Genomic DNA, 25,290 nt, shown 5'->3' with positions numbered 1-25,290 from the left:
CTTCCGCCTGTCGTGGGGCCCGGTCCGGCCCCACGCACCGATGCTGCTCGCCCCCGCCTGCATCGTGACCGGCCGTCGCCGGGATCCGGACCACACGCGGCCCGGCGCCCTGCGACCGCCGCACTGGACCACCGGTCCTGCCGACCGGCAGGCTGCCTCGCTCGTACCGCCGGCAGACCAAGGCTCTGCCGGTGTCGTACTCCCCGAAGAAGCTCGGCTTCTGCCGAAGCACTCGGTGCAGCGGTAGGACGGCCGGTCGTTAGCAGTTCTCGTACGGGCGGCCATGGGTCTCACCGTCGCGGGGGCCGGCGCCGGGGGGCGGCCGGGGGGTGGTCCGTCCGGTGCGGCCTCCGGGCGGGTCGCCCTGTCCGGAACTGCCGTTCCGGTGTCCCGGGGACGCGTCCCAGGACGGCCCGGGCGGCGGTACGAGCCCGAAGTGGGCCCAGGCGGCGGGCGTCGCGACCCGCCCCCGGGGCGTCCGGGCCAGCAGCCCCTCCCGGACCAGGAACGGCTCGGCGACCTCCTCCACCGTCTCCCGCTCCTCCCCCACGGCGACCGCGAGGGTGGACAGGCCGACCGGTCCGCCACCGAACAGCTTCAGCAGGGCGTGCAGCACGGCCCGGTCCAAGCGGTCCAGGCCACGACCGTCGACCTCGTAGACCCCCAGGGCCGCGGACGCGATCCGGCGGGTGACCGCTCCGTCCGCGGTGACCTCGGCGTAGTCCCGCACCCGGCGCAGCAGCCGGTTGGCGATGCGGGGCGTGCCGCGGGAGCGGCCGGCGATCTCGGCGGCGCCCGCGGGCTCGACCTCCACCTCCAGCAGCCGGGCGGAGCGGTGGATGACGCGCTCCAGTTCGGCCGGGTCGTAGAACTCCATGTGGGCGGTGAAGCCGAAGCGGTCGCGCAGCGGCGGGAGCAGCAGGCCGGCCCGGACGGTGGCGCCGACGAGGGTGAACGGCGGCAGCTCGAGGGACATGGCGGTCGCGTCGAGGCCTGTGCCGACGACGATGTCGACGCGGAAGTCCTCCATCGCCAGGTAGAGCATCTCCTCGGCGGGCCGGGGCATCCGGTGGATCTCGTCGAGGAAGAGGACCTCGCCCCCGGTGAGCGAGGCCAGGACCGCCGCCAGGTCCCCGGGGCGCTGGATGGCGGGGCCGGAGGTGATGCGCAGCGGGGCTCCCATCTCCGCGGCGATGATCATCGCCAGGGTGGTCTTGCCGAGCCCCGGGGCACCGGAGAGCAGCACGTGGTCGGCGGTGGCGCTCCGCTGCCGCGCGGCCCTGAGGACGAGGTCGAGCTGCTCGCGGACCCGTACTTGGCCGATGAACCCGTCCAGGTCCTTGGGGCGCAACGCCGCCTCGGTGGCCCGGTCCTCGCCGTCGGCGAGGGCTGCGACCAGCGGGTGGACCGGCTCCGCCGCAGTGGGTCGGCCGACGGCGGTCCTGCCCGGGGTCGGCGTCTCGTCCCGGGGCGGGGCGGCGCCGGGGAACACGGGGCCACCCCGGTTCACCGGCGTTCGCCCCGCGCCGGGGTGAGGGAGCGGCCTGCTGGTCTTCACGGCCCGGCCGGGGTGCCGTCGAGGAGGACCCGGGAGGCCGGAGCGCTCGGGGCCGACGAGGCCGGCCCGGTGGAGCGCCGACCGGCCGCGGCCTGGTCGAACGGTACGGTGCCGGGTGCGGCCACTCGGTTCGTCGTCTCCGCCCGGTACTCCGCCTCCGGGGCCTCCGGCTTCGCCGCGATGCCCAGTTTGTCCCTGGTCTTCTTCTCGATCTCGTCGGCGAGGTCGGGGTTGTCCATCAGGAAGTTGCGGGCGTTCTCCTTGCCCTGGCCGAGCCGGTCGCCCTCGTACGTGTACCAGGCGCCGGACTTGCGGACGACGCCTTGCTGGACGCCCAGGTCGATCAGCTCGCCCTCACGGCTGATGCCCCGGCCGTAGAGGATGTCGAACTCGGCCTGCCTGAACGGCGGGGCGACCTTGTTCTTGGCCACCTTGACGCGGGTGCGGTTGCCCACCGGCTCGGTGCCGTCCTTGAGGGTCTCGATACGGCGGATGTCGAGGCGGACCGAGGAGTAGAACTTCAGGGCGCGGCCACCGGTCGTGGTCTCCGGCGAGCCGAAGACCACGCCGATCTTCTCGCGGAGCTGGTTGATGAAGATCATCGTGGTTCCGGAGTGGCCCAGCGCGCCGGCGGTCTTCCGGAGGGCCTGGCTCATCAGCCGGGCCTGCAGGCCGACGTGCGGGTCGCCCATCTCGCCCTCGATCTCCGCGCGCGGGACGAGCGCGGCGACGGAGTCGATGATGATGAGGCCCAGGGCACCGGAGTGGATGAGGGTGTCGGCGATCTGCAGGGCCTGTTCGCCGTTGTCCGGCTGGCAGACCAGCAGGGCGTCGGTGTCGACGCCGAGCCGCTTGGCGTACTCCAGGTCGAGGCCGTACTCGGCGTCGATGAACGCCGCGGTCCTGCCCGCCTTCTGCGCGTTGGCCATGGCGTGCAGGGCCAGGGTCGTCTTGCCGGAGGACTCCGGGCCGTAGATCTCCACCACTCGGCCGCGCGGCAGGCCGCCGACGCCGAGGGCGAGATCCAGGGCGATCGAGCCGGTGGGGACGACTTCGACGGGGGCATCCGGCTCGTCCCCCAGGCGCATCACCGAGCCCGTGCCGAACCGTTTTTCGATCTGGGCGAGGGCGAGTTCGAGCGCTTGCTCGCGGTCCTGTTCCTTCATGGGGTCCGCCTCGGATGGGTGCGGTGTGTGGTCGCGGCCGGCGCACGGGTGCGCCGGCCCGTCAGAAGGGCTCCGCCTCCTCGCGGGGGGCACGTCGTCCGGCTTCGGCGGGAACCGGCCGCTCGCCGCCGTCGGATCGGGCGAACGGGTCCTCGGCGGGAGGACGGGGGCCGCCGCGGGAACCGGCGGGGACGCCGGTGTACGGGGGTTTGGTGATCGTCACGGCGGCGAACCGCAGCGACGGGCCGATCTCGTCGGCCTCCAGCTCGACGACGGTCCGCCTCTCGCCCTCCCGGGTCTCGTACGTCCGCTGGCGCAGCCGCCCCTGGACGATGACGCGGGTGCCGCGGGTCAGGGACTCGGCGGCGTGCTCCGCCTCCTTCCGCCAGACCGAGCAGCGCAGGAACAGCGTCTCGGCGTCCCGCCATTCGTTGCTCTGCCGGTCGAAGGTGCGGGGCGTGGACGCGACGGTGAAGTGCGCGACCGTGTCGCCGGACGGGGTGAGGCGCAGCTCGGGGTCGTCGGTCAGGTTGCCGACGACGGTGATGACGGTTTCACCGACCATGGCGGTTTTCCTCTCGTGCGGCGGGGGGTTCCCCGCCCGTGCCGGTTCGAGTTCGACGGGCGGCCTCGTACGGGTGGTGACGGTGCCCGGATTCGACGGGTGGCCTCGTACCGGTGGTGACGGTGCCCGGAGGGGAGGCTGCGCCGCTCCGGCCGGGTGCGAGGGGTGAGCAGGGTGGCGCGGGTCTCCAGGGGGTCGCGGTGGCGAGGGGGGCGGGGCTCCGGGGGCTCCGGTACGCGGCTTCTTGCGGAGTCGGGTCGGTCACCGGGTTCACCTCGTCTCCCCCTCCTGCCCCGGCCCGGGCTCGGCGAGCCCGGCTGCGAGGAGCCGTGCCTGGTGGGCAGGGGACCTCCTCAGCGGGGTTCCGAGCCGGGGGAGGGTGCAGGGACGGCCTGCGGCGGCCCCGCACCAGGGACAGGGCACGCGGAGGGACCGGGCACGCGAGTCGCGCTTCGAGCCGGTGAGGTGGGAGGGCGGACCGCCCGGGGCGGCGGGGGTGCGCCGAACTCGCTGTCCTGAGGCGATCGCGGCCACCAGCGCGAGGAGCTCGGCACGGTAGCGGCGCGGATCGTCAGGGTCGCTGTCCGGAAGTGGCAGCGGGTTGCGGGCGAGCCGCTCCTCCCGGATCGCGCGTACCTCGGCGCGGATGTCGGCGGCGGCGATGTCGGACCGCTGCCTGCCCAGCCGGATCACGGCCGCCCGTACATCGGCGACGTCCAGGTCGGCGAGCAGCAGGTGCCAGGCGTCCGTCGTGGTGTCTTCCAGGTGCATCGACGGGCACATCGCCGCGACCAGGGCGACGAGCTGGGCCGTCTCGGCCGGCAGCATGCGCTCCTCCCTTCCGCGGGGGAACGTCCCGGCTGACGCCGGTGCGCCGCTTCCCGCCACATCCGCCGGCTGCTGGTACACGTACAGGACGGCCCCGCAGGCGCACCGCAGCCGCTTGTCGTCCTCGAACGTCCAGCGGCCACAATCGAGGTGACCGGTTTGGGAGACCAGGAACCACACCGTCTCGCGCGTGTCCCGGTCGGGGTGGGCGGCGGCGGTCATGGATCCTCGCCCCCCTCGAGGGGGAGCAGACGGCGCAGGTCGAGCGTGCCGATGTGCAAGGCGCGGGCGATCCGTTCCCGCCCGCCGGGCAGGGGGCGCAGGCTGAACGACCGCGGTTCGGAGGCCGACAGCACACCCAGCCCCGGGATCGCCTCGCCGGTGTAGGGGTCGGCGACCGGCTCGAGGCAGGTCAGCCGGGCGAGGAACTGCCGCTGCCAGCTGGGGCGCACCCGGACCAGCGTCTCCACCTCGCCGGGGTGGTTCTCGGCCACCCAGGCGGTGAAGGCCTCTTCGTCGGCGACCACGACCGTCGGTTTGGGGTCGACGAGGGTGAGGGTGGCGACCGGTGTGTCGTCCGGCAGGGCCACCCGGACCGACTTCAGGTTCAGCTCGGCACGGGCCGCGCGCAGCCCCTCGAGGACCTCGTGGCGCTCGGTCTGGTACTCGGCGTCGACGGCGTCGCGCAGCACCCGGAGCACGGCGACCCGGGTGGCGTGCTCCTTGAGACTCATGCGGACTTTTCCTTCCGCTGGGTCCCGTTCTCCTGCCTGGTCGCGGCCCCGGACTCGACGTCCTCGGCGACCCTGTTCCTCGCCGCCGCGGTGCCGTGGCGCACTATCAGCTGGCCGAGCGTGTGGGTCTCCCCGGTGTCGTCCAGGACGGCGGCGCCGAGCAGGTTGTGCCGACGGGCCTTCTCGTACAGGGCGCGCAGTTCCTCGTGGCTGGCGCCCGGCGCGGTGGCCGCCGTGACGTAGTCGGAGACGGAGGGGACGGGCTTGCCGGCCTCCAGCCAGTCGAGGACGGCCTCGGCGAACTCCGGGCCCGGCCTGTGGAGCACCGTCCCGGACAGCGGCTTCGCCCGGGACTTGGAGATCACCAGGGTGTTCTCGTGGTCGAGGTCGCCGACGATGTCGAATTCGTACTCGATGCCCTCGCGCTGCTCGGGCTTGAGCCCGATCTTGCGCGGCACCTTGCGGCCGCGCTCGTCGGCCTCCACGACGTACTCGGTCTTGGTGCGCATGGTGACGATGAGGTGACCGGGGTAGGCGAGCAGGGCGTCGATCATCGCCCGCTCCTGGGGGCGGGCCTCCTTCCAGCCGGCGAAGTTGCCGCCCGCGCCGAGGCGCTTGGCCGCGTTGTCGACCTGCTCCAGCATTCCGCCGGTGCCGGACCAGAAGTGACTCAGGGAATCGACGATCATGACGTCGTAGCCCTCGTGGGCGGCCACCGCGAGCGCGTCGACGAGAGTGGTGGGCTGGAACGTCGTGAGCGGGAGGGTGTCGAAGGCGAACTCGTCGGCGTACTTGGCGGCGCTGCCGTGCTCGGTGTCGATCAGGGCGACCCGCTCGCCGAGCCCGGCGGCGGTGACCAGGGCGGTGTAGGTCTTGCCCGACCCGGTGGGACCGGCGAGCGCGATGCGGGCCTTGGCCTGTTCCTTGGTGGCGGTGGTGAAGGTGAGGTTCACGCCGTTCTCCTGACCTCTGCGACGGCGGTTCCGGGTGGGCCTGGCCGGGAGGGGACGCGGTCCTCGTCCGGCAGGACGTGCCCCCGGGTGGCCGCCGCTGGGTTCGAATGTGCATTCGAATTGCTGTCTGCACTCACACTAGGTGCCCCAGAAGGAACAATCCATCCTTTTTCGCAAGAAAAATACAGGAAAGGGTGGAATGTCGGCAGCAAGGCGTATAATGCCCCCGCACGCATGCGGGTGTCGGACGCCTCCGGTCTCAGCCGGCGTCAGCGGCCGGCGGTTCGCCCTCCCCCGCGGCCGGGTCCGTGGTGACGGCCAGGGGATAAGGCGGCGGGGTGCCGCCCCAGGCCGGGCACAGCGCCCGATGGGGGCACCAGTCGCACAGCCGGCTCGGGCTCGGGAGCCAGTCGCCCGTCCGCGTCGCCCGCCCGATCGCGTCCCACAGTGCCGACACCTTGTGCTCCACGGCCCGCAGATCAGCCTCCGCCGGGTCGTAAGTGAGCACGTCCCCGCTGCCCAGGTAGACCAGCCGCAGGCTGCGCGGCACGGTGCCACGCAGCCGCCACAGCACCAGGGCGTAGAACTTCAGCTGGAACAGCGCGTCCGCCGCGTACTCAGGCGGGGGCGCCCGGCCGGTCTTGTAGTCGACGATCCGCACCTCGCCGGTCGGCGCCACGTCCACCCGGTCGATGATCCCGCGCAACCTCAGCCCGGAGTCCAGCGTCGTCCTGACGGACAACTCCCGCTCCGCGGGCTCCAGCCGGGCCGGGTCCTCCAGGGTGAACCACCGCTCGACCAGCCGCTCCGCCGTGGCCAGCCACTTCGCGACCCGTTCCGAGGCGGGCGCCCCGCCGTCCCGCGCGAACAACTCCGCGAGCTCCGGCCGCGCCGCCAGCAGTCGCTCCCACTCGCCCGCCACCATGGCCCGGGCCCGGGCGGGCGTGCGCTCCGCCGCCGGGACGTCGAAGAGGCGCTCCAGCACCGCGTGCACCAGGACGCCCCGAGCCGCCGCCGCGTTCGGCTTCTCCGGCAGCCGGTCGATCACCCGGAACCGGTAGAGCAGCGGGCACTGCATGAAGTCGCCCGCCCGCGACGGCGACAGCGACGACGGCGGCGCGGCGGGCCGGTGTGCTGCGGGCGGGGCCGGTGCGCCGGAAGTGTCGATCGGCTGCACACCCCTGACCTTACGCCGGAGGCCGGCGTACCGCCCCGTCTGCGGAGGCGGTGGCCGCCACCTCGGGGCCGCCGGGCCGCCGACGCCTTCGAGATCGGTCGCCCCGTCGCCGAGCAGGCCCTCTCCACCGGCACCCCCACCGGCTGCCGAACAAGGATCACCCCGCGGGTCACCCGTGGTCGGCGGCCCGCCCCGGAATTCGCGGACCGCCTCATCACCCACGCAAGCCGCGAGTCGAAGGTGCTGATCCAGGCCGGGTTCGACGCCGACCACCGTGGCCACGGAGCCCGCCGGATCCGGCGGGAAACGCCTTCGTCGTCGACGCCCTCTCCCGCCGCATCGTCGGCTGGTCCGCCACCCTCACCGAACGCACCCAACTCGTGCCGGCCACACTGGGGACGGGCCTGCGGCGGCGCGGCCGCGAAGGGATCCCGCACCAGCCCGGACAGCTGCTCCACCACAACGACGCAGGCAGTCGGTACACCGCGTTCAAGCTCGCCAGCCATCCCGACGGCGAGGGATCACGGCATCCATCGGACCGGTCGGCGACGCCTACGGCGGGATGACGGCTTCGACCGTGGGAGTCAGGGCGCCGATGACGGTGACGGTCCGGCTCTGGAAACCGGTCGCGACGACACGGCGCCCGTCGGGCGTGACGAGGAGGCCGACGGGGTCACTGTCGACCGGGATGGGGGTGCCTACCGGCTGCCCGCTGTCCGTGGCGCTCACCATGACCGCGGACACCACGAGGTCGGACGCGTACAGGCGGCTGCCGTCCGGAGAGACCGCCAGGGCGGACGGGTGGCCGTTCGTCGGAATCCGGCGGATCTCCGTGTCCACGTCCATGTCGATCACCGAGATGAAGCCGCCCACGGAGGTGCTCGCATAGACCCGCTTCCTGACCGGGTCCAGCGCCAGGTCGCTGGGACGTTCGCCGATGGGGACGGTGCCCGTCACGGTTTTCGTGCGGGTGTCGATGACGGACACTCCCGAGGCGGTCGCCACATGGACACGGCCGCCGTCGGGGGTGACGGTCATCTCCCGGGTGACTGGCAGACGAGAGAGCCGATCACGCGGTGCGTGTCCGTGTCCACCACCAGCACCCTCCCGCCCCGGGAACCGGAGACGTAGACACGTCGGCCGTCGGGGGCCACGCACAGCGCCCGCGGCGTCATGCCCAGGGCAATGGGTGCGGTGAGGGGGTCGCCCATACCCTCAGCATGGAAGCGGGCCCCGGCACCCGCAATCGGATGTGCTCCACGTCGATCCGCGTCAGGCGCTCGATCGCGTCGAACGCGTGTCGTGGCCGGCCTCCACACGCTGTGTGCCGGCAGCTCCATCGCTGTCCGTACACAACCCGCGTACCCGTTGCGAAGGTCCGCGGCATCGCCGGGACCGGCGCGCAGGTCGACCGGAGGCCGCGGCCCCGGCCTCCGCCGAGCCGGGCCGCTTTTCCCTGCTTGCCATGGGCGATCACGCCGCCGTACAGTCCCTGCACCCGGCTAGTCCGGCCGCTTCGACCATCCCCTTTGAGCACATGAGGAGCGCCCGGTATGACGGGTGTAATGGCGGTCGCAGGCGGCACCGCATCCGGCAAGTCCACCCTTGCCGAAGCCCTGTCGCTGCAGTGTCCCGAGAGCATCGCGCTGGTCCATCTGGACGACTACTACGTGCCCGCGCACGACCCCCTGAGGGGTGTGTGGACGGTCAGTGCCGACGGGCACGCCGTCCTCGACTGGAACCATCCGGGGTCGATCGACGAGACGGCGGTGACAGACGCCATCGACGCGGCGCTGCTGCGCCCCGGCGTGCAGCTGGTGGTCGTCGAGGGCCTGTTCGCGCTGTCACTGCCGTCCGTGGTCCGGCGGGCGGCGTGGCGGGTGTACGTCGACACCCCCGACGACATACGCCTGGCCCGCAAGATCCTCCGGAAGATCGAGGCGCAGCGGCAGGACCCCCGGCTGTCCCTGCGCAACTACCTGCAGACCGGCAGGGACCGCCACGCAGCCCACGTCGCGCCTTCCCGGGCGGCGGCCGACCTGGTCGTGGACGGGACCGCGAGCGAGGCGGAGATGCTGGCGGCCGTCATGCCCCTGATCGGGCCGGCCCTCACGCCGCAGCCCGCGGCGCCCTCGCGGGCACAGGGGGTGTGCGGTGTGACCCGTATCCCCGGGGTCCCTGCGTTCGCGCTCTGACGTGCCCGGGGCACCGGCCCCGGCGAAGGACGCCGCGTGATCACGCTTCCGGCAACACAGCTCAAGCCCCGGCGGGCTCCCAGGTGGATCACGACCGATCCAGTCCGCCCGCAGCGTGGCCGGTCAGCCGTTCGCCGGTGGTCCAGGGCTCACACCGGCCCGGCTTGCGTACTCCGCAAACCAGTCCAGCATGTGGGCGTCCGTCACCGTGCCCGGGCCCGCCACGTCGCGGACGCGCGCGCCCTGGAGAAGGCGTTTGACGGGGACCTCGAGTTTCTTGCCGGTCAGTGTGCGGGGCACGGCGGGCACTCGTACGACCACGTCGGGCACATGGCGGGGCGACAGCCGCTGCCTGATGGCCGCCGTGATCCGCTCCCGCAGAAGGCCGTCGGACCCCGTGTCGGTCTCCGTCACGACGAACAGCGGCATGAAGTAGCCCCCGTCGGGCTGTTCGACGCCGACGACGAGGCTGTCCGTGATGCCGGGCACCTGCTCCACCACCGCGTAGATGTCGGCTGAGCCCATGCGCACGCCCATGCGGTTGAGCGTGGAGTCGGAGCGGCCGGACACGACGACGGAGAGGTCCGTGTCCACGGTCACCCAGTCGCCGTGCCGCCACACCCCCGGATAGGTGTCGAAGTAGCTGGCCCGGTACCGCGCGTCGTCGGGGTCGTCGACGAAGCGCAGGGGCATGGACGGCAGTGGCGCGGTCACCACCAGTTCGCCCTGTTCGCCGGTCACGGGCCGGCCCGACTCGTCCCAGGCGGCCAGCGCCACGCCCAGCGCCGGGCACTGGATACGGCCGGCGCGTACGGGCAGGAGCGGTGTGCCGCCCGCGAGGACGGAGCAGATGTCGGTGCCGCCGCAGATCGACTGGAGCCACACCCCGGGGGTGAGCCGCTCGTGGACCCATCGCCAGGTGCTCGTCGCCATGGCCGAGCCTGTCTGGAGGACCGAGCGCACGGCACCGAGGTCGAGGTCTGCGGCGGGGTGGAGACCCGACTTCTCCACGGCCGCGAGGTAGGCCGCACCCACGCCGACCATCGTCGCGCCGGTCCGTTCGGCGACGCGCCAGGCGCCGGCGGCGTCGGGGCGCGTGGGGCTGCCGTCGTACAGGACGATCGTGCTGCCGTGCAGCAGCCCGCAGACCAGGAAGTTCCACACCATCCAGCTCGTGGAGGTGACGAACAGGTACCGGTCGTCCGGGCGCAGGTCGGCGCCGAGCCCCAGCGCCTTCAGCAGTTCGACGACGATGCCGCCGTGGCCCTGCACGATCCCCTTGGGGACACCGGTGGTTCCGGAGGACCAGAGGATCCACAGCGGGTGGTCGAAGGGCACGTCCTCGAAGACCGGCGCCCGGTCCGTGGCCGACAGCGCGGACCAGTCGTGGACCGTGACGCCGCGTCGTACGGGCCATTGGTCCGTACGCGGCGGGAAGAGGTTGTCGACGGCCAGGAGGTGGCGGACCGTGGGCAGGCCGTCCAGGAGTTCGGTGACCGTGGCGCGTCTGTCGTGGTCCTTGCCTCCGTAGTGGTAGCCGTCCGCCGCGACGAGGACCTTCGGCTCGGCCTGCCGCAGGCGCGCGAGCACGCTCGGGGTGCCGAAGTCGGGTGAGCAGACGGTCCACACGGCGCCGACCGCGGCGGCGGCGAGAAGTGCCACCACCGCCTGGGGAAGGTTCGTGAGATACCCGGCGACACAGTCGCCGGGCCCGACGCCCATGCCCCGGAGCGCTTCGGACACGGCCGCCACCTCACGGCGCAGCCGGTCCCACGACATCTCGGCCGGTTCGCCGCGCTCGGTCACGCTCACCAGTGCCGGACGCTCGTCGGTCGCCCGGGCGAGGCACCGTTCGGCGAAGTTCAGGCGCGAGCCGGTGAACCAGCGGGCTCCCGGCATGGTGGCGTCGGCCAGCACCTCCTCGTATCCGGAGACGGCGTCCAGCCCGTAGTACTCCCACACCGCCGACCAGAAGGCGGGGAGGTCGGTGGAGCTCCATCGCCACAGCTCGGCGTAGTCGGCGAAGCTCAGGCCGCGCGTCTCGTACAGCCATGCCATGAACAGCGCGACGTTGGAGTCCTCCGACTCGCGCGGTCCCGGTGTCCACAGCAGGTCGGGGTCCGGGCTCATACGCGCTCCCCGGCGGGTACGGTGCGGGCGGGGCCCGACTCCAGCTGGGCGAGCAGTTCTTCTGCCAGGGGCCATTCGCCATACCCCGAGGCCGGGTTGAGGTGGCCCACCGCGCCGAGTTCCACGAGGCGGCTGCCCCAGTCGCGGGCCAGGGCGGCGACGCGGTCCGGTGCGCCGAGCGGGTCGTCGGCGCCGGCGGCGACGATGCTGGGGAACGGCAGCGGTCCGCGGGGCACCGGCGTCCAGCCGTTCCGGGCGAGTTCAACCCGGGTGGGGTAGCCCTCCGGCAGCGGGGTGCCGAAGTCCGGCGGGGTGGCGAGGAGCGCGCCGCGTACGTCGGCGCGGTGGCGCGCGGCCCAGTGCACCGTGGTGATGACACCGGCACTGTGGGCGACCAGCAGGAGGGGCCCGTCCAGGGGCGCCAGCGTCGCGGCGAGGCTGCCGACCTGGGCGTCCAGGGCGAGCCGCTCGCCCTCGAGCGGGGGAACGGTGCGCACGGTACGGCCCGCCTCGGCGAGCCGTTCGGCCAGCCGTGTCTGCCAGTGGTCCGCGACGTGGTCGCGCAGTCCCGGGACGATGACGACGGTGGGTTCCGTGGTGGAGCTCATGTGCCCATCTCCGACGGTTGCTTGGGCTCCGCCTTCTCGGCGGTGACACCGAGGCGGAGGAGGTCGCGGGTGTACCGGCGCCGGCCGATCAGGAAGGCCACCGTGGCCGCGACCGCGACGAGGGGGACGACACGCAGGGCGCCCAGCAGGCCGATACGGTCCGCGAGCGCGCCCGTGACGGCGGGGCCCGGGGCGAGGCCCAGCAGGCTGTTGGCCAGGGTGAGGGTGGCGAACGCGGTCGCGGCCACGGCCGCGGGGGTCAGGTTCGCCACCATGGCCGCCGCAGGGCCCGCGGAGCCGGCCGACAGCAGACAGCCGAAGCCGAGTGCCAGCAACTGGGCGGGTCCGGTGGGCAGTTGGAAGGCGATGGTCAGCAGGAGCAGGGAGCCGAGGCTGCAGCCGACGGCGACGGCCCACTTGCGGCCGGGTGCCGTGGAGCTGACACGGTCGGAGACGAGGCCGCCGATGATCATCCCCAGGCCGATGATCAGCGCGAAGCCGCCCGCGGTCGCGCCCGCCTTGGCCGACGCCATGCCGTAGTAGCGGTCGAAGAAGCTGGGCAGCCAGGCCAGGAGCGTTGCGGCGACGAACAGTTGGAGTCCGCTGCCGACGTAGGCGCTGACGACGGAGACGGAGGAGAACAGCCGGGGCAGGTGGACGCGCAGTTTCTCGGGCTCCTTGCCGTCCTTCTCGCCGGCGGTGGGCCGTTCGCGCGGTGCCAGTTTGCGTTCCTTGACCACGACTCCGTACACGGCGGCGAGCACCAGGCCGAAGATTCCCATCACGGCGAACGCCCAGCGCCAGCCCGCCGCCTGGGCCACGGCGCCGCCGACGGCCACGCCGAGCACGGAGCCGAAGGCGCCGCCTGCGATGAAGGCGCCGGACAGCGTGGCGCGCAGGGTGACAGGGAAGATGCTGAGGACCACGGCGATCCCGACGCTGCCGTACGCCGCCTCGCCGATGCCGACGAAGAGGCGGCCTATGAACATCTCCCCGTAGTTGGCCGACAGGGCGCATCCGAGGGTGGCCACGCTCCACAGGGTGGCGGCGAGCAGCAGGCTGCGCACCCTCCCCCAGCGGTCGGCCATGAGGGACATGGGGAAGGTGAGCACGCCGACGGCCAGGGCCACGACTCCGCTGAGCGATCCGAGGGCGGCGTCGGACAGCAGCCAGTCGGCCTTCAGCATGGGGAAGACCGCGTTGAGCACCTGGCGGGACATGTAGTCGGAGAGCAGCAGGGCGAAGCTGAGGGCGAAGACCGTCCAGGCATAGCGTCTGGGGACGGGCCAGGCCGACGCGGTCGGGGCCGTGGGCTGCGCAGTGGTGGGAAACTCCATTGTCATCACCTCGACTGCTGGGGAAGGGGCAGGTCAGAAGGGTCTGTCGCCGACGATTCCGGCGCGCTCCATCTTGCGGACGGCGGGCCAGTAGTCCTGGACGGCGTAGTGCTGGGTGGAGCGGTTGTCCCAGACGGCCACGCTGCCGGGGGTCCACCGCCAGCGCACCTGGTACTCGGGGATCGCGGCCTGGCTGATCAGATAGGCCAGCAGCTGGCCGGCGCCCGGCGCGAAGTCCTGGCCGAAGCGGACGTTCGCGGGCGTGTGGTAGTTGACGAAGTGCGTCGTGAAGGCGTTGACGAAGAGGATCTTCTCGTCCGTCTCGGGGTGGGTGCGCACGACGGGGTGCTCGGCGTCGGGGAATCGTTCCTTCAGCGCGTGGCGCTGCTCCTGCGGCATGACGGCGCCGAAGGTGGCCTCGATGCTGTGCCGGGCGCGCAGTCCCTCGATGCGGGTCTTGATGTCGTCGGGGAGCCTGCGGTAGGCCTCCGCCATGTCGACCCAGATCGTGTCACCGCCGACCGGGGGTGACTCGACGCAGCGCAGTACCGCGCCCATCGACGGGTTGACCCGCCAGGTGCCGTCCGTGTGCAGGGCGTTCTCGTAGTGCTCCGGGGGACTGTCCAGGTCCTTGTAGATCCGGACCAGTCCGGGGTGCTCGGGGTCGCTGCCGGCGACGGGGTGGTCCTCCAGCGGGCCGAACCGCGAGGCGAACGCGACATGGTCGGCACGCGAGATGTCCTGGTCCCGCAGGAAGAGGACCTTGTACCGCAGCAGCAGACTCCTGATCTCGGCGAACAGGTCGTCGTCGCGGGCCGCGTCGGCGAGGCTCACACCGCGCAGTTCGGCGCCGATGGCACAGGTCAGCGGTTCCACGTCGATCGAGGTGCGCCGGGCGCCTGGACGCGGCGCGGGCGAGAGGGTGTCGGGCATGAGTGCTCACTCCAGGGGATGGGGGTGGAGGGTGCGGTGCTCACTGGCTCACGGGTCCTGCGGCTCCACGGGCCTCACAGCGCGAAGACGGAGGACCCGGTGGTGCGTCCGGCTTCCAGGTCGTGGTGCGCCTGGACGGCGTCGTCGAGCTCGTAGCGCTGGTTGATCTCGATGGAGATGCGGCCCGAGGCGACGTGGCCGAACAGCTCTCCCGCCAGGGCGTCGCGTTCGGCGGGGTCGGCGATGTAGTCGGCGAGTGCGGGCCGGGTGACGAACAGCGAGCCGCGGACGGCGAGTTGCATGGCGTCGATCGGCGGCACGGGGCCGGAGGCGGTGCCGAAGCAGACCAGCAGGCCGCGACGGGCCAGCGAGGCCAGCGAGCCGGCGAAGGTGTCCTTGCCGATGCTGTCGAGCACCACCGGCACTCCGGCGCCGCCGGTCAGTTCCCGCACCCGCTCGGCCACGTCCTCCTGCCGGTAGCGGATGACGTGCTCGCATCCGTGTGCGCGGGCGAGCTCCGCCTTCTCCTCGCTGGAGACCGTTCCGATCACACGGATGCCGAGCAGCGCGGCCCACTGGGAGACGATCAGGCCCACGCCGCCGGCGGCCGCGTGCAGCAGGATCGTGTCCCCCTCCCGCAGCGGGTGGATCCTGCGCAGGAGGTAGGCCGCCGTCAGGCCGCGCATGGTCATCGCGGCCGCCGTCTCGCAGCTGATCTCGCGGGGCAGCCGGATCAGGTGCGAGGCGTCCATGACCCGTTCGGTGCTGTACGCGCCGAGGGGGCTCCCGGTGTACGTCACCCTGTCCCCCGCCGTGACGTGGGTGACGCCCTCGCCGACCGCCTCCACCACGCCGGAGGCCTCGACGCCGATGCCGTCGGGCAGCCGGACCGGGTAGAGCCCGGTGCGGAAGTAGGTGTCGGCGAAATTGAGACCGACGGCCTCGTGCCGGATGCGCACCTGTCCGGGGCCGGGGTCGCCGACGGTCACCTCCTCCCAGGTGAGGACGTCAGGGCCACCGGTTTCGTAGAAGCGGACGGCGTGTGCCACAGGGAGCTCCCGGGGGTTCGTGGGGCGGGGAAGGGGGCCGGGTCAGGCCTGGACGTCGCGCAGCATGAAGCCGCGCTGTCCCGGGCGGCGGTTGGGCACCATGCCGAGGCGGGCGAGGGTCTCGTCGGCGTCGGCGTAGTACTCGCCGATCCGGTAGATCCGCTTGGCGTCGGTGCCGGTGGCGATGTCGCGGCCGAGGGCCTCGGAGATCCTCACCATCTGCTCGATCTGGGCCACCGACGACATGCGCTCGCCCTTCGCGCCCCACAGGTTGTCCTCGTTGCCGACGCGCACATGCTGGCCGAGGGCGATGGCGACGGCGTTCATCGGGGCCACGGCACGCATGGAGCTCTCGATCGTCAGCACGGCGCCGTCCGGCACACGGCGGATGAACTCGACCAGGTCGGCGGGGTGCCGGCCGGCGAAACCGCCGCCGATGGCCACGTAGTTGAGGATCAGCGGGCCGGTGTAGACGCCCGCGCGGATCAGCCGCTCCACGGTCTCCAGCTGGGCCAGGTGGGCGAGCTGGAAGTGCGGCTGGATGCCGCCGGCGTGCAGGCGCCTGAGGTGCTCCAGATAGAAGTCGGGACCGGCCTCGACGACCATGTCGCGGTAGGCCCGGTAGTAGTCGGGCTTCGCGATGGACGTGCCCTCCAGATCGTCGTCGTTCATGATCTCGACGATGTTCATCTGGCTGGTGTTGATCGCGATCGTCACCTGGTCCGGCGCCGGGGTGAGCTCGGCCAGCAGGTGGCGGGTGTCGTAGGCGAGCCACTTGGCGTCGCCGCCCTCGCCCTCGGGGGCGAAGGAGATGGAGCCGCCGATCTGGAGCACCATGTCCGGCACGGCCTCGCGCAGCCGCCCGAGCAGCTCGTTGAACATGGACATCCGCTTGGAGCCCTTGCCGTCCAGCTCGCGCACATGGATGTGCAGCACCGTCGCGCCGGCGTTGTAGCAGTCGACGGCCGCCTGGACGTGCTCGTCCATGGTCAGGGGCAGGTCGTCCGCGTCCCCGGGCAGCCACTCGGGGCCGTACGGCGCGGCCTGGATCACCAGCTTCTCCTGGTTCTCCGGGAAGAGGGAGTCGTCGTGGAAGTGCACGGGTGCTTCTCCTTGGCATCGGGAGACGGCTTCACGCGGCAGGGGCTGGGGGACGACCGGCCGTGACCGGGGGCCGTCCGGACCATTGACAGCTCGTGGCCTGCGCGGTGGTGCCAAGGTAGGGGCGGCGGAAGGGGCCCGCTTTGCCTGCGGTGACAGGTGACTTGTCGATCGGGGACACGGGAGCGGCGATACGGCGCCACCGCCGTGCGTGCCACGTCCCGGCGGCTCAGCTTCCGCCCGGACGCGTGCCTCGTCCCGCCGGCTCAGCTTCCGCCCGGCCCCGACGAGCCGGTCCGGGCCTTGCGCCACTCCCGCGGACCGGTGCCGAACTGTTCGTGGAACCACCGGGAGAACGCGCTCAGCGACGAGAACCCCAGCAGCGTGGAGACCTCGGTCAGGGAACGACTGGGATTGGCGACGAACTGCTCCGCGAGCGCCCTGCGGGTCGAGTTCAGCAGCGAGGAGAACGTCTCCCCGCACCGGGCCAGATGGCGGTGCACGGTGCGCCGGTCGACACCGAGACTGCGTGCGATCTGCTCGATCGAGCAGCGCCCGGTCGGCAGCAGCGCCTCGATCAGGTCGCGCACACGGTCGGCCTCGGAGGCCTGGACGGGGGCCGCGACGGGCTCGAAGTACTGCCGGGTGTAGCTGCGCAGCTGCGCGTCGGCCATGGCGTTGGGGGCGTCCAGGTCGTCGGTGTAGAAGACGATGCCGTTGAAGTCGCGGTCGAACTCCACGACCGGTCCGAACAGACGGCGGTGTCCGGCGGTGTCCCGCGGCGCCCGGTGGGTGAAGCACACCGACGACGGACGCCAGCGCGGGCCGAGGAAACCGCAGAGCACCCGGTGGAAGGCGCCCACGGCGAGCTCCGTGCCCTGCCGGGCCGGGTGTGGCTCGCCGAGCCGGAGGTCGACCTTGAGCGTGGCCACCCCGTTGCCCTCCGAGAGGCGGGCGTGCAGGACCTCGTTGTAGGTGTGCTGATGGCGGATCAGCAGGGCCAGCGCGCTGCGCACGTCGGGCTCCTCGCGCACCAGCAGGCTGATCGGCCCGAGATTGGAGAAGCGTCGCAACTCCGCCAGGAGCAGCCCGAAGTCCTCGCGCCCCGAGCGGGCGGCCGACAGTTCCAGCAGGCCGACCACGGCCGTGGCGGAGATCCACCGGTCCTGGACGGCGAGGTCCGCGGTGTCCAGGCCCACGCTCCTCATCAGCGTCCGGGGGTCGAGACCTAGCGAACGGCTCAGTTCGACGTAGCCGTTCAGCGCTGCGGTGCGGGCGAGGGGCCTCATGGACACGCTCCAGGGGCGGCGGGGTCCCCAGAAGTTAAGTTTCCCGTCCCTGTACGTCAAGCATCCCGGACGGGTGCTTCATAGCATCCCCGTTCGACACGGCACCGCGGCGGCGGTCCGGCCGCAGCGCCCGGCCGCCGCGCCGCCGCCAGAAGCTGCCCGGCTCTCCCAGACCTCGCGGAGGCGACCATGGCCGAAACCCCGGATGCGACGACCGTGCCGAGCGGGCCGTTCACAGGTCCCGCCCTGTGGTACGGCCCCGAGGTGGCGGACCGCGACGACTGGGTCCTGACGCTGTCCGCCGGACACCGTGAGGAACTGCGTACCGCTGTGCGCACGGTCCGGCGGCGTGCCGCCCCACTGCTGCGGATGACGGTCGCCGACTTCCCGCTGCCCACGCTCGCCGCCGCACTCGGACGCGCCGCGGCGGCACTGACGCGCGGCCGTGGCTTCGTCCTGCTCAGGAGCGTCCCAGCGGACCTACTCGGCGAGGCGGAGGCGGGCACCGTGCTGCGCGGGATCGGCCAGTACCTCGGACGGCCCGTCCCGCAGACGCCCGACGGCCGCACCCTCTGCCACGTCCGGGACGCCGGGGCGGCACCCGGCGGAGCCGCGCCGCCCGCGTACCGGACCCGGGCGGCGATACCGTTCCACACCGCCGAGTCCGATCTGCTCGGCCTGCTGTGCCTGCGCCCGGCCCGGTCGGGCGGGCGCACTCTGCTGGCCAGTGCCGCGGCCGTGCACAACGCCGTGCTCGACGCCCGGCCGGACCTGGCCGCGCACCTGTACCGCAGTCATCACTTCGACCGTGGGCGGGAGCCTACGTCCGACGGGGAACTCCCCCTGTCCTCCCCGCTGTTCACGCGGCACGGCGACAGATCCAGCATGCGCTACGACCGCGGCCGCCTGGCCCACGGCCCCCGCGACACCCAGGACGTCGACCGCGAGCTCTACGCCCTCATCGACACCACGGCCGCCTCCCCCCATGTGCGGCTCGACCTGGATCTGGGGCCCGGCGACCTGCTGCTGCTCGACAACCACGCGGTCCTGCACGCCCGTTCCGCCTACGACGACTTCGACGCCCCGCAGGACCGACGTCACCTGCTGCGACTGTGGCTCGCCCGCCCGGAGGACACCGCCCCGGGCGAACGGGGTGCCGCACCGCCCGTCCGGCCCCCGACCCGGGCCGGGGTCGTCCCGCGCGATGTCGTCCATCCGCGCGGCCCGGGCGGGGCACGCCCCGGCTGCGGCTGTCAGCCGCCGCGCGCCCCCCGCGGGTGGCGGTCGTGAAGGGCACCGGCGGCTCCCCGTCGGGAGCCTCCCACCCCTCGCCCGGTGCCGCCCTGATCAGGGGTTTCGCCGTCCGGCTGCCCGGCCTCGCGCTCGCCGTCGGCATCGCCCTCGTGGCGACCGAGGCGGGACGGCTGGTGCCCGTCGTCGGCGGGCCGGTGAGCGCGGTCGTGCTCGGGATACTGGTCGCGCTGGCGGTGCGGCCCGGGGAACGGACACGGCCCGGCATCGCCTTCGCCGGGCGCGGGGTGCTCCAGGCCGCGGTGGTGGTGCTGGGCGCGCAGCTCTCCCTGGGCCAGGTGCTGCGGGTCGGTGCCGGCTCGCTGCCGGTGATGACCGGGACCCTCGCGGCCTGTCTCGCGGCCGCCTACTGGATCGGGCGCCGCCTGGGCGTCGTACGCGATCTGCGCACCCTGATCGGGGTGGGCACCGGCGTCTGCGGCGCCTCGGCGATCGCCGCCGTCACGCCGGTCATCGCCGCGGCCGAGGCGGAGGTGGCCTACGCCGTCTCCACCATCTTCGTCTTCAACGTCGCCGCGGTGGTGACCTTCCCCCTCCTCGGCCATCTGCTGGACATGGACCCGCAGACCTTCGGCCTGTTCGCCGGCACCGCGATCAACGACATGTCGTCGGTGGTGGCCGCGGCCGCCACCTTCGGGGGCCCGGCGGCCGACCACGCGGTGGTGGTCAAGCTGGCCCGCACGCTGATGATCATCCCGATCTGCCTGGGCCTCGCCGCCCTCGCCCGCCGTCGCGCGCGGAAGGCGGACGAGAGGACGACCACAGCGGAGGACGCGGTGGGCGCGGCGGCGGCCGCCGTGGGCTCCGCGGCGGGCGCGGGAGCGGCCGGTCCCGGCCGCGGGGCCGCGGGCCCGCCGCGCGTCGGCCGGCTGGTGCCGTGGTTCCTCGTCGGCTTCCTCGCCCTGGCGGCCGTGAACAGCGCCGGACTCGTCCCGTCCGCCGCCCACGCGCCGCTCGGCACCCTCGCCGGCTTCCTGATCACCGTCGCCCTGGCCGCGATCGGCCTGTCCACCGATCCCGCCAGGCTGCGCCGCACCGGCCCGGCGCCCCTGCTGCTCGGCGGCTGCCTGTGGCTGGTGGTGTCCGTCACCAGCCTGGCCTTCCTCCTCCTCGACCGGTATCTGTGAAGGCCGCGGGTACGCGTCCGCCGCGCGGACCGCTGACACCACGCCGTCAGGCCGTGCCAGCGGCGTACGGCTCCGCCCCGTCCTGCTCCTAGGGTGGCGGGCGACCGTACGAAGAAGGGGAGCGGACCGTGGCCGAGACCTCGACCGGGAGCGCGTGGATCCGGCGGTTCCACCCGGCGCCGGACGCGCCCGTGCGGCTGGTCTGCTTCCCGTACGCCGGCAGCGGCGCCTCGTACTACCACCCGCTCTCCCGGGCGCTGGCTCCGGACGTACAGGTGCTGGCGGTGCAGTACCCGGGGCGGCAGGACCGTGCCGACGAGCCGTGCGCCGAGGACCTCACGGTGCTGGCCGACCGGGTGGCCGAGGAACTGCTCGACCGGTGCGACCCGCCGTTCGTGCTCTTCGGGCACAGCATGGGGGCCGTGGTCGCCTACGAGGTGGCGCTGCGCCTCGAGGCGCTCGGGGCGCCGCCCCGGGGGCTGGTCGCGACGGGGCGGCGGGCGCCCTCGCTGCCGCGTGTCCGGCGGGTGCGGTTCGCCGACGACGCGGAGCTGGTGGCCGAGCTCAAGCGGCTCAACGCCGGCAACGAGGCGGTGACCCGGCTCCTCGACGACGAGGGCGTGCTGCGCATCGTGCTGCCGACCCTGCGCGGTGACTACCGTGCCATCGAGCGGTACCACCGTCCGTCGGCCCCTCCCCTGCGCTGCCCCGTCGTGGCGATGGGCGGGGACGCCGACCCCGTCACCCCGGTGGCGGACCTGGAGGCCTGGGAGCGGCACACCACGGCGTCCTTCCGTCTGCGGGTGTTCCGCGGCGGCCACTTCTTCCTGGACACGCACACGGACGCGGTACGGCAGGAGATCCTCGACCACATCGCGGCCGTGACGCCTCGTTGACCCCGCCGCACGGCGGCCGGGCGCGCGGCGCTCGGCGTCTCCGGCGGCTCGGGCGTTCCCGGCGTCTGCGAGACTGGCAGACGTTCTCCGAGCATCCGGACGGGGTGCTCACCGCACCGCAGGAGTCCGCACGTTGTCGCCACAGACACCACCACCGCCCTCGGCTTCCTCGTCCTCCTCGGGGCGCAGGCGGTCCGGCACCGCCCGGGGGCAGTCGCGGGACAGGGCAGCGGCGCGGGACAGGAGAGCGGCGCGGGCCGAGACCGCCGACACCCCCTCGACCGACCGCAGCGCCCTGCAGGCCGACTGCGCCGACTGCTTCGGCCTCTGCTGCGTGGCCCTCCCCTTCGCCAGGTCCGCCGACTTCGCGGTCGACAAGCAGGCCGGGCGCCCCTGCTCGAACCTCGACGCCGGGTTCCGCTGCGGCATCCACGCGCGGCTGCGCGAGGAGGGCTACCGGGGCTGCACGGTCTTCGACTGCTTCGGCGCCGGGCAGAAGGTCTCCCAGGTCACCTTCGGCGGCACCGACTGGCGGGAGGCGCCCGCGACGGCCCAGCGGATGTTCGCCGTGTTCCCCGTGATGCGGCAGCTGCACGAGCTGCTGTGGTACGTCACCGAGGCCCTCGACCTCGCCGTGGCCAGGCCGGTGCACCAGAGGCTGCGCCGCGAGCGCGCCCGGCTGGAGGAGCTGACGCGCGGCGACGCCGACACGCTGCCGGCGCTGGACGTCAACGCGCTGCGGGGCGAGGTGAACGTGCTGCTGGTGCGGGTCGGCGAGCTGGTGCGGGCGCAGGTGCCCGGCCGGACCCGTGACCATCGCGGGGCCGACCTGATGGGTGCCCGGCTCGCCGGGGCCGACCTGCGGGGCGCGAGCCTGCGGGGCGCCCTGCTGGTCGCCGCCGACCTGAAGAACGCCGACCTGCGGATGGCCGACCTGATCGGCGCGGACCTGCGCGACGCCGACCTCGGCGGGGCCGACCTCACCGGCAGCGTCTTCCTGACCCAGGCGCAGGTGAACGCCGCCCGCGGTGACGCCGGCACCCGGCTGCCGCCGGCGCTGAGCAGGCCCGCGCACTGGTGACCCGGTCCAGGTGACCGCGCACGGGTCACCGCGCACCCGGTGACGGCGGCGGGCCCTGGCCCCTCGCCACGACCCGCTGCCGGGCCGGCCGGGCCGCGGCCCGGCCGGTCCGGCGCCCCCGCCTACGCAGCCACCCCCGCCGCTTCCGTGCCCGCCCCCTCCGCCACGTCCGTCCCGCTCCCGCGCTGCTGCTCGAACTGTGTCCGGTACAGCTCCGCGTAACGGCCCTCGGCGGCCAGCAGTTCCTCGTGCGTGCCGCGTTCGACGACACGGCCCCGCTCCAGGACCAGGATCTGGTCGGCCGCGCGCACGGTCGACAGCCGGTGGGCGATGACGAGGGCGGTACGGCCCGCGAGGGCCTCGGTGAGTGCCTCCTGGACGGCCGCCTCGGAGGTGTTGTCCAGATGGGCGGTGGCCTCGTCGAGGATGACCACGCGCTGGCGGGCCAGCAGCAGCCGGGCGATGGTCATGCGCTGGCGCTCGCCGCCGGAGAGGCGGTAGCCGCGCTCGCCCACGACCGTGTCGAGACCGTCGGGCAGGTCACGGACCAGGTCGTCCAGGCGGGCCCGGCGCAGGGCGTCCCACAGGGCCTCGTCGGGCGCGTCGGGCCGGGCCAGCAGCAGGTTCGCGCGGACGGTGTCGTGGAAGAGATGGCCGTCCTGGGTGACCATGCCGAGGGTGGCCCGCAGCGAGGTCTGGCTCACCTCGCGGACGTCCACGCCGCCGACCCTGACCGCGCCCGAGTCCACGTCGTAGAGGCGGGGCAGCAGTTGGGCGATCGTCGACTTGCCCGCGCCGGAGGAGCCGACCAGGGCCACGGTCTGGCCGGGTTCGGCGCGGAAGGACACGCCGTGCAGGACCTCGGCGCCGCCGCGCGTGTCCAGGGTCGCCACCTCCTCCAGGGAGGCGAGGGAGACCTTGTCGGCGGCGGGGTAGCCGAAGCGGACGTCGTCGAACTCGACGGCGACCGGTCCCTCGGGCACCTCCCGGGCGTCGGCGCGCTCCTCGATGAGCGGCTTCAGGTCGAGCACCTCGAAGACCCGCTCGAAGCTGACGAGGGCGCTCATCACCTCCACCCGCGCCCCGGCCAGCGCGGTGAGCGGCGCGTACAGCCGGGTCAGCAGCAGGGCCAGGGCGACGACGGCGCCGGGCTCCATGGTGCCGCGCAGCGCGAACCAGCCGCCGAGGCCGTAGACCAGGGCGAGGGCCAGGGCCGAGACCAGGGTGAGCGCGGTCATGAACGCCGACTGCGCGGTCGCCGTACGGACGCCGATGTCGGCGACCCGGCGGGCCCGGTCGGCGAACTCGGCGGACTCCTCCTCGGGCCGGCCGAACAGTTTGACCAGGGTGGCGCCGGGCGCGGAGAAGCGCTCGGTCATCCGGGTGCCCATGGCCGCGTTCAGCGTGGCCGCCTCCCGTTGCATCTTCGCCATCCGGCTGCCCATGCGCCGGGCGGGCACCACGAACACCGGCAGCAGGACCAGCGCCAGCAGGGTGACCTGCCAGGACAGGGTGAGCATGACGGCTAGGGTGAGCACCAGGGTGACCAGGTTGCTGACCACACCGGACAGGGTGTTGCTGAACGCCCGCTGGGCGCCGATCACGTCGTTGTTGAGCCGGCTGACGAGCGCGCCCGTGCGGGTGCGGGTGAAGAAGGCGACCGGCATGCGCTGGACGTGGTCGAAGACGGCGGTGCGCAGGTCGAGGATCAGGCCCTCGCCGAGCCGGGCCGAGAGCCTGCGCGCGAGGATGCCGAGCGCCGCCTCCACCACGGCGATCAGCGCGATGAGCAGGGCGAGCCGTACGACGGTGTCCTCGTCGCCGTCGGTCACGATCGCGTCGACGACCCCTCCGGCGAGGACCGGCGTCGCCACGGCCAGCAGCGCGGTGACGACCCCGAGCAGGACGAACAGGGCGATACGGGAACGGTGCGGGCGGGCGAACGCGGCGATACGGCGCAGTGTGGCGGCGGCGAACGGGCGGCGCTCCTGCTGGGCGTTCATGACGCTGTACAACTGCGTCCAGGCGGTGGTCTCCATGCTCATGGCACGACCGTAGGACCTCAAGCGGCATTGAGGTCAAGGAGATGTGTCCGGTTCCCGTGGTGTAAGGCGCCGTCCGCGCTGCCGCCACCCGGCGTTGGCGCCGTGCGGAGAACCTGTCCGGATGTGACAGGGGTTCGAATTTCCGTGGGACGGCTCGGGCGGCGCGTCCCGGTGCGGCAGATCCTGTGCCTGCTTCCGGTGGCGCTGGTCGCCGTGCCGGCCGTGCGCCACCGTGACGTACTGGCCGACGGGTTCCGGCACTTGGCGCACGCGCAGTGGCCGTGGCTGCTCGCGGCGGGCGCGGCGACCTGTCTGACCTGGGTCGCGGCGGCGGTCGGCCGGCAGGGCGCGGTCGTGGAACGGCTGCCCAGGCTGCGGCTGCTGGCCACCCAGTTCGCGGCGGGCGCGGCCAACCATCTGCTGCCGACCGGTCTCGGGGCGGGCGCGGTGAACCTCCGCTTCCTGACCGTGTGCGGGGTGCCGCTCGCCCGGTCCTCGGCGGCCCTCGCCCTGTTCCTGCTCGCCGAGGGTGTGGCCCGGGTGGGGCTGCTGGCGGTGCTGCTGCTGGCGTTCCCGCACGCGCTGCGGCCGGGCGCCCTGCTGCCCGAAGGGGTGGGCGGTCCGCTGCTGTTCGGGCTGGGCGTGGGCGCGGTGGCGGCCGTGGCGGTGGTGCTGCTGGTCCGGCGGGTACGGGAGCCGGTGCTGCGGTTCGCGCGCACCGCGCTGGGCGAGGCCCGGTCGGTGCACACACGGCCCGCGCGGGCCCTCGCGCTGTGGGGCGGTTCGTTCGCCTTCCCGGCGCTCCAGGCGGCGGGGCTCGCCGCGGTGGGGACGGCGCTGGACCTGCCGGTGCCGCCCGCGCACACGGCCGTCGCCTACCTGGCGGCCACCGTCGCCGTCGCGCTGATACCGACGCCGGGCGGGATCGGTTCGGTGGAGGCCGCGCTGATCGTGGCGCTGGTCGCGGCGGGCGGCCCGGTGGCGGTGGCGACGGCGGTGGTGCTGGCGTACCGGATCATCACGGTGTGGGTGCCGCTGGTGCCGGGGGCGCTGACGCTGGGCGCGCTGGTGCGGCTGAAGGTGATCTGACGCCCGGCGTGGGGTGGGGTGTGCCTGCGCCAGGTGTGCCGGGCCCGCGGCCCGGACTCGGCGTAACGGATGACCAGAAGCCCGACCACGTGCACGAACCGGTGTTCCCCATACGGCA

The 25,290-nt window shown here is 73.3% G+C and carries 23 protein-coding genes; 6 read left to right on the top strand and 17 right to left on the bottom strand.

Features of this window, described 5'->3' with window-relative positions:
- Window positions 1-259: 259 nt before the first annotated feature.
- From ruvB to ACFYR0_RS07770, 9 genes are all read right to left on the bottom strand, one after another.
- Complete coding sequence (gene ruvB / locus ACFYR0_RS07810) at window positions 260-1,399, bottom strand: Holliday junction branch migration DNA helicase RuvB (RefSeq protein ID WP_389323753.1); 1,140 nt, start codon at window positions 1,397-1,399, stop codon at window positions 260-262.
- 155 nt (window positions 1,400-1,554) lie between these two features.
- Window positions 1,555-2,724: a recombinase RecA gene (recA, locus tag ACFYR0_RS07805; RefSeq protein ID WP_389323022.1), complete on the bottom strand. Its 1,170-nt coding sequence runs from the start codon at window positions 2,722-2,724 to the stop codon at window positions 1,555-1,557.
- A 61-nt stretch (window positions 2,725-2,785) separates the two neighbouring features.
- Window positions 2,786-3,289 carry a single-stranded DNA-binding protein gene (locus ACFYR0_RS07800; protein ID WP_389323020.1) on the bottom strand — a complete coding sequence of 168 codons (504 nt, stop codon included), beginning with the start codon at window positions 3,287-3,289 and terminating at the stop codon, window positions 2,786-2,788.
- Window positions 3,290-3,559: 270 nt separating this feature from the next.
- Window positions 3,560-4,339 carry a hypothetical protein gene (locus ACFYR0_RS07795; protein ID WP_389323018.1) on the bottom strand — a complete coding sequence of 260 codons (780 nt, stop codon included), beginning with the start codon at window positions 4,337-4,339 and terminating at the stop codon, window positions 3,560-3,562.
- Window positions 4,336-4,851: a hypothetical protein gene (locus ACFYR0_RS07790; protein WP_389323016.1), complete on the bottom strand. Its 516-nt coding sequence runs from the start codon at window positions 4,849-4,851 to the stop codon at window positions 4,336-4,338. The genes ACFYR0_RS07795 and ACFYR0_RS07790 overlap by 4 nt, the downstream gene beginning before the upstream one ends.
- The gene (locus ACFYR0_RS07785) at window positions 4,848-5,804 is read right to left on the bottom strand and encodes an ATP-binding protein (protein ID WP_389323014.1); all 957 of its coding nucleotides are present in this window, start codon (window positions 5,802-5,804) and stop codon (window positions 4,848-4,850) included. The genes ACFYR0_RS07790 and ACFYR0_RS07785 overlap by 4 nt, the downstream gene beginning before the upstream one ends.
- 259 nt (window positions 5,805-6,063) lie before the next feature.
- On the bottom strand, window positions 6,064-6,981 hold the full coding sequence (locus ACFYR0_RS07780; protein ID WP_389323012.1) for a RecB family exonuclease: 918 nt from the start codon (window positions 6,979-6,981) through the stop codon (window positions 6,064-6,066).
- 552 nt (window positions 6,982-7,533) lie between these two features.
- Window positions 7,534-8,019, bottom strand: a complete 486-nt coding sequence (locus tag ACFYR0_RS07775; RefSeq protein ID WP_389323010.1) for a YncE family protein — start codon at window positions 8,017-8,019, stop codon at window positions 7,534-7,536.
- The gene (locus ACFYR0_RS07770; protein ID WP_389323008.1) at window positions 8,016-8,192 is read right to left on the bottom strand and encodes a YncE family protein; all 177 of its coding nucleotides are present in this window, start codon (window positions 8,190-8,192) and stop codon (window positions 8,016-8,018) included. Before ACFYR0_RS07770 ends, ACFYR0_RS07775 begins: the two co-directional genes overlap by 4 nt.
- Window positions 8,193-8,534: 342 nt before the next feature.
- Here ACFYR0_RS07770 and ACFYR0_RS07765 point away from each other — a divergent pair, with 342 nt between their 5' ends.
- On the top strand, window positions 8,535-9,176 hold the full coding sequence (locus tag ACFYR0_RS07765; protein ID WP_389323006.1) for a uridine kinase: 642 nt from the start codon (window positions 8,535-8,537) through the stop codon (window positions 9,174-9,176).
- A gap of 123 nt (window positions 9,177-9,299) precedes the next feature.
- Here the strand turns inward: ACFYR0_RS07765 and ACFYR0_RS07760 are convergent, their stop codons facing one another.
- The 7 genes from ACFYR0_RS07760 to ACFYR0_RS07730 form a co-directional block, all read right to left on the bottom strand.
- On the bottom strand, window positions 9,300-11,306 hold the full coding sequence (locus ACFYR0_RS07760) for an acetoacetate--CoA ligase (protein ID WP_389323004.1): 2,007 nt from the start codon (window positions 11,304-11,306) through the stop codon (window positions 9,300-9,302).
- Window positions 11,303-11,914 carry an RBBP9/YdeN family alpha/beta hydrolase gene (locus ACFYR0_RS07755; protein ID WP_389323002.1) on the bottom strand — a complete coding sequence of 204 codons (612 nt, stop codon included), beginning with the start codon at window positions 11,912-11,914 and terminating at the stop codon, window positions 11,303-11,305. The genes ACFYR0_RS07760 and ACFYR0_RS07755 overlap by 4 nt, the downstream gene beginning before the upstream one ends.
- Window positions 11,911-13,251: an MFS transporter gene (locus ACFYR0_RS07750; RefSeq protein WP_389323000.1), complete on the bottom strand. Its 1,341-nt coding sequence runs from the start codon at window positions 13,249-13,251 to the stop codon at window positions 11,911-11,913. Before ACFYR0_RS07750 ends, ACFYR0_RS07755 begins: the two co-directional genes overlap by 4 nt.
- Window positions 13,252-13,284: 33 nt before the next feature.
- Window positions 13,285-14,184, bottom strand: coding sequence for a TauD/TfdA dioxygenase family protein (locus ACFYR0_RS07745; RefSeq protein ID WP_389322998.1), 900 nt, complete (start codon window positions 14,182-14,184; stop codon window positions 13,285-13,287).
- Window positions 14,185-14,258: 74 nt separating this feature from the next.
- Window positions 14,259-15,233: a quinone oxidoreductase family protein gene (locus ACFYR0_RS07740; protein ID WP_389322996.1), complete on the bottom strand. Its 975-nt coding sequence runs from the start codon at window positions 15,231-15,233 to the stop codon at window positions 14,259-14,261.
- Between the two features lie 42 nt (window positions 15,234-15,275).
- Window positions 15,276-16,334 carry a 3-keto-5-aminohexanoate cleavage protein gene (locus ACFYR0_RS07735; RefSeq protein ID WP_389322994.1) on the bottom strand — a complete coding sequence of 353 codons (1,059 nt, stop codon included), beginning with the start codon at window positions 16,332-16,334 and terminating at the stop codon, window positions 15,276-15,278.
- Between the two features lie 266 nt (window positions 16,335-16,600).
- Window positions 16,601-17,623, bottom strand: coding sequence for an AraC family transcriptional regulator (locus ACFYR0_RS07730; protein ID WP_389322992.1), 1,023 nt, complete (start codon window positions 17,621-17,623; stop codon window positions 16,601-16,603).
- A gap of 189 nt (window positions 17,624-17,812) precedes the next feature.
- Between ACFYR0_RS07730 and ACFYR0_RS07725 the strand changes: the two genes are divergently transcribed.
- The 4 genes from ACFYR0_RS07725 to ACFYR0_RS07710 all read left to right on the top strand — a co-directional run bounded on the left by ACFYR0_RS07725 (window position 17,813) and on the right by ACFYR0_RS07710 (window position 22,038).
- Window positions 17,813-18,913 (top strand): TauD/TfdA family dioxygenase, encoded by a 1,101-nt coding sequence (locus ACFYR0_RS07725; protein ID WP_389322990.1) that lies wholly within the window; start codon window positions 17,813-17,815, stop codon window positions 18,911-18,913.
- The gene (locus tag ACFYR0_RS07720; protein ID WP_389322988.1) at window positions 18,910-20,061 is read left to right on the top strand and encodes a YeiH family protein; all 1,152 of its coding nucleotides are present in this window, start codon (window positions 18,910-18,912) and stop codon (window positions 20,059-20,061) included. Before ACFYR0_RS07725 ends, ACFYR0_RS07720 begins: the two co-directional genes overlap by 4 nt.
- 128 nt (window positions 20,062-20,189) lie before the next feature.
- Window positions 20,190-20,957 (top strand): thioesterase II family protein, encoded by a 768-nt coding sequence (locus ACFYR0_RS07715; protein ID WP_389322986.1) that lies wholly within the window; start codon window positions 20,190-20,192, stop codon window positions 20,955-20,957.
- 133 nt (window positions 20,958-21,090) lie between these two features.
- Window positions 21,091-22,038, top strand: coding sequence for a pentapeptide repeat-containing protein (locus tag ACFYR0_RS07710; RefSeq protein ID WP_389322984.1), 948 nt, complete (start codon window positions 21,091-21,093; stop codon window positions 22,036-22,038).
- A gap of 122 nt (window positions 22,039-22,160) precedes the next feature.
- Here ACFYR0_RS07710 and ACFYR0_RS07705 read toward each other — a convergent pair whose 3' ends face one another.
- Entirely contained in the window at window positions 22,161-24,077 is a 1,917-nt protein-coding gene (locus tag ACFYR0_RS07705) for an ABC transporter ATP-binding protein (RefSeq protein WP_389323750.1), read from the bottom strand.
- Window positions 24,078-24,221: 144 nt separating this feature from the next.
- Here ACFYR0_RS07705 and ACFYR0_RS07700 point away from each other — a divergent pair, with 144 nt between their 5' ends.
- The gene (locus ACFYR0_RS07700; protein WP_389323747.1) at window positions 24,222-25,172 is read left to right on the top strand and encodes a YbhN family protein; all 951 of its coding nucleotides are present in this window, start codon (window positions 24,222-24,224) and stop codon (window positions 25,170-25,172) included.
- Window positions 25,173-25,290 lie beyond the last annotated feature (118 nt).

The sequence above is a fragment of the Streptomyces sp. NPDC005017 genome (assembly GCF_042873115.1).
GTDB lineage: Bacteria > Actinomycetota > Actinomycetes > Streptomycetales > Streptomycetaceae > Streptomyces.
The sequence above is the reverse complement of the archived record's forward strand: the minus strand, read 5'-3'. Positions and strand labels throughout refer to the sequence as shown.

Bases quoted from the DNA above. Each gene is read 5' to 3' on its own strand.
- recA (WP_389323022.1), bottom strand. From the start codon at position 2,724: ATGAAGGAACAGGACCGCGAGCAAGCGCTCGAACTCGCCCTCGCCCAG.
- ACFYR0_RS07800 (WP_389323020.1), bottom strand. From the start codon at position 3,289: ATGGTCGGTGAAACCGTCATCACCGTCGTCGGCAACCTGACCGACGAC.
- ACFYR0_RS07795 (WP_389323018.1), bottom strand. From the start codon at position 4,339: ATGACCGCCGCCGCCCACCCCGACCGGGACACGCGCGAGACGGTGTGG.
- ACFYR0_RS07790 (WP_389323016.1), bottom strand. From the start codon at position 4,851: ATGAGTCTCAAGGAGCACGCCACCCGGGTCGCCGTGCTCCGGGTGCTG.
- ACFYR0_RS07775 (WP_389323010.1), bottom strand. From the start codon at position 8,019: ATGACCGTCACCCCCGACGGCGGCCGTGTCCATGTGGCGACCGCCTCG.
- ACFYR0_RS07770 (WP_389323008.1), bottom strand. From the start codon at position 8,192: ATGGGCGACCCCCTCACCGCACCCATTGCCCTGGGCATGACGCCGCGG.
- ACFYR0_RS07765 (WP_389323006.1), top strand. From the start codon at position 8,535: ATGACGGGTGTAATGGCGGTCGCAGGCGGCACCGCATCCGGCAAGTCC.
- ACFYR0_RS07760 (WP_389323004.1), bottom strand. From the start codon at position 11,306: ATGAGCCCGGACCCCGACCTGCTGTGGACACCGGGACCGCGCGAGTCG.
- ACFYR0_RS07755 (WP_389323002.1), bottom strand. From the start codon at position 11,914: ATGAGCTCCACCACGGAACCCACCGTCGTCATCGTCCCGGGACTGCGC.
- ACFYR0_RS07750 (WP_389323000.1), bottom strand. From the start codon at position 13,251: ATGGAGTTTCCCACCACTGCGCAGCCCACGGCCCCGACCGCGTCGGCC.
- ACFYR0_RS07745 (WP_389322998.1), bottom strand. From the start codon at position 14,184: ATGCCCGACACCCTCTCGCCCGCGCCGCGTCCAGGCGCCCGGCGCACC.
- ACFYR0_RS07730 (WP_389322992.1), bottom strand. From the start codon at position 17,623: ATGAGGCCCCTCGCCCGCACCGCAGCGCTGAACGGCTACGTCGAACTG.
- ACFYR0_RS07725 (WP_389322990.1), top strand. From the start codon at position 17,813: ATGGCCGAAACCCCGGATGCGACGACCGTGCCGAGCGGGCCGTTCACA.
- ACFYR0_RS07705 (WP_389323750.1), bottom strand. From the start codon at position 24,077: ATGGAGACCACCGCCTGGACGCAGTTGTACAGCGTCATGAACGCCCAG.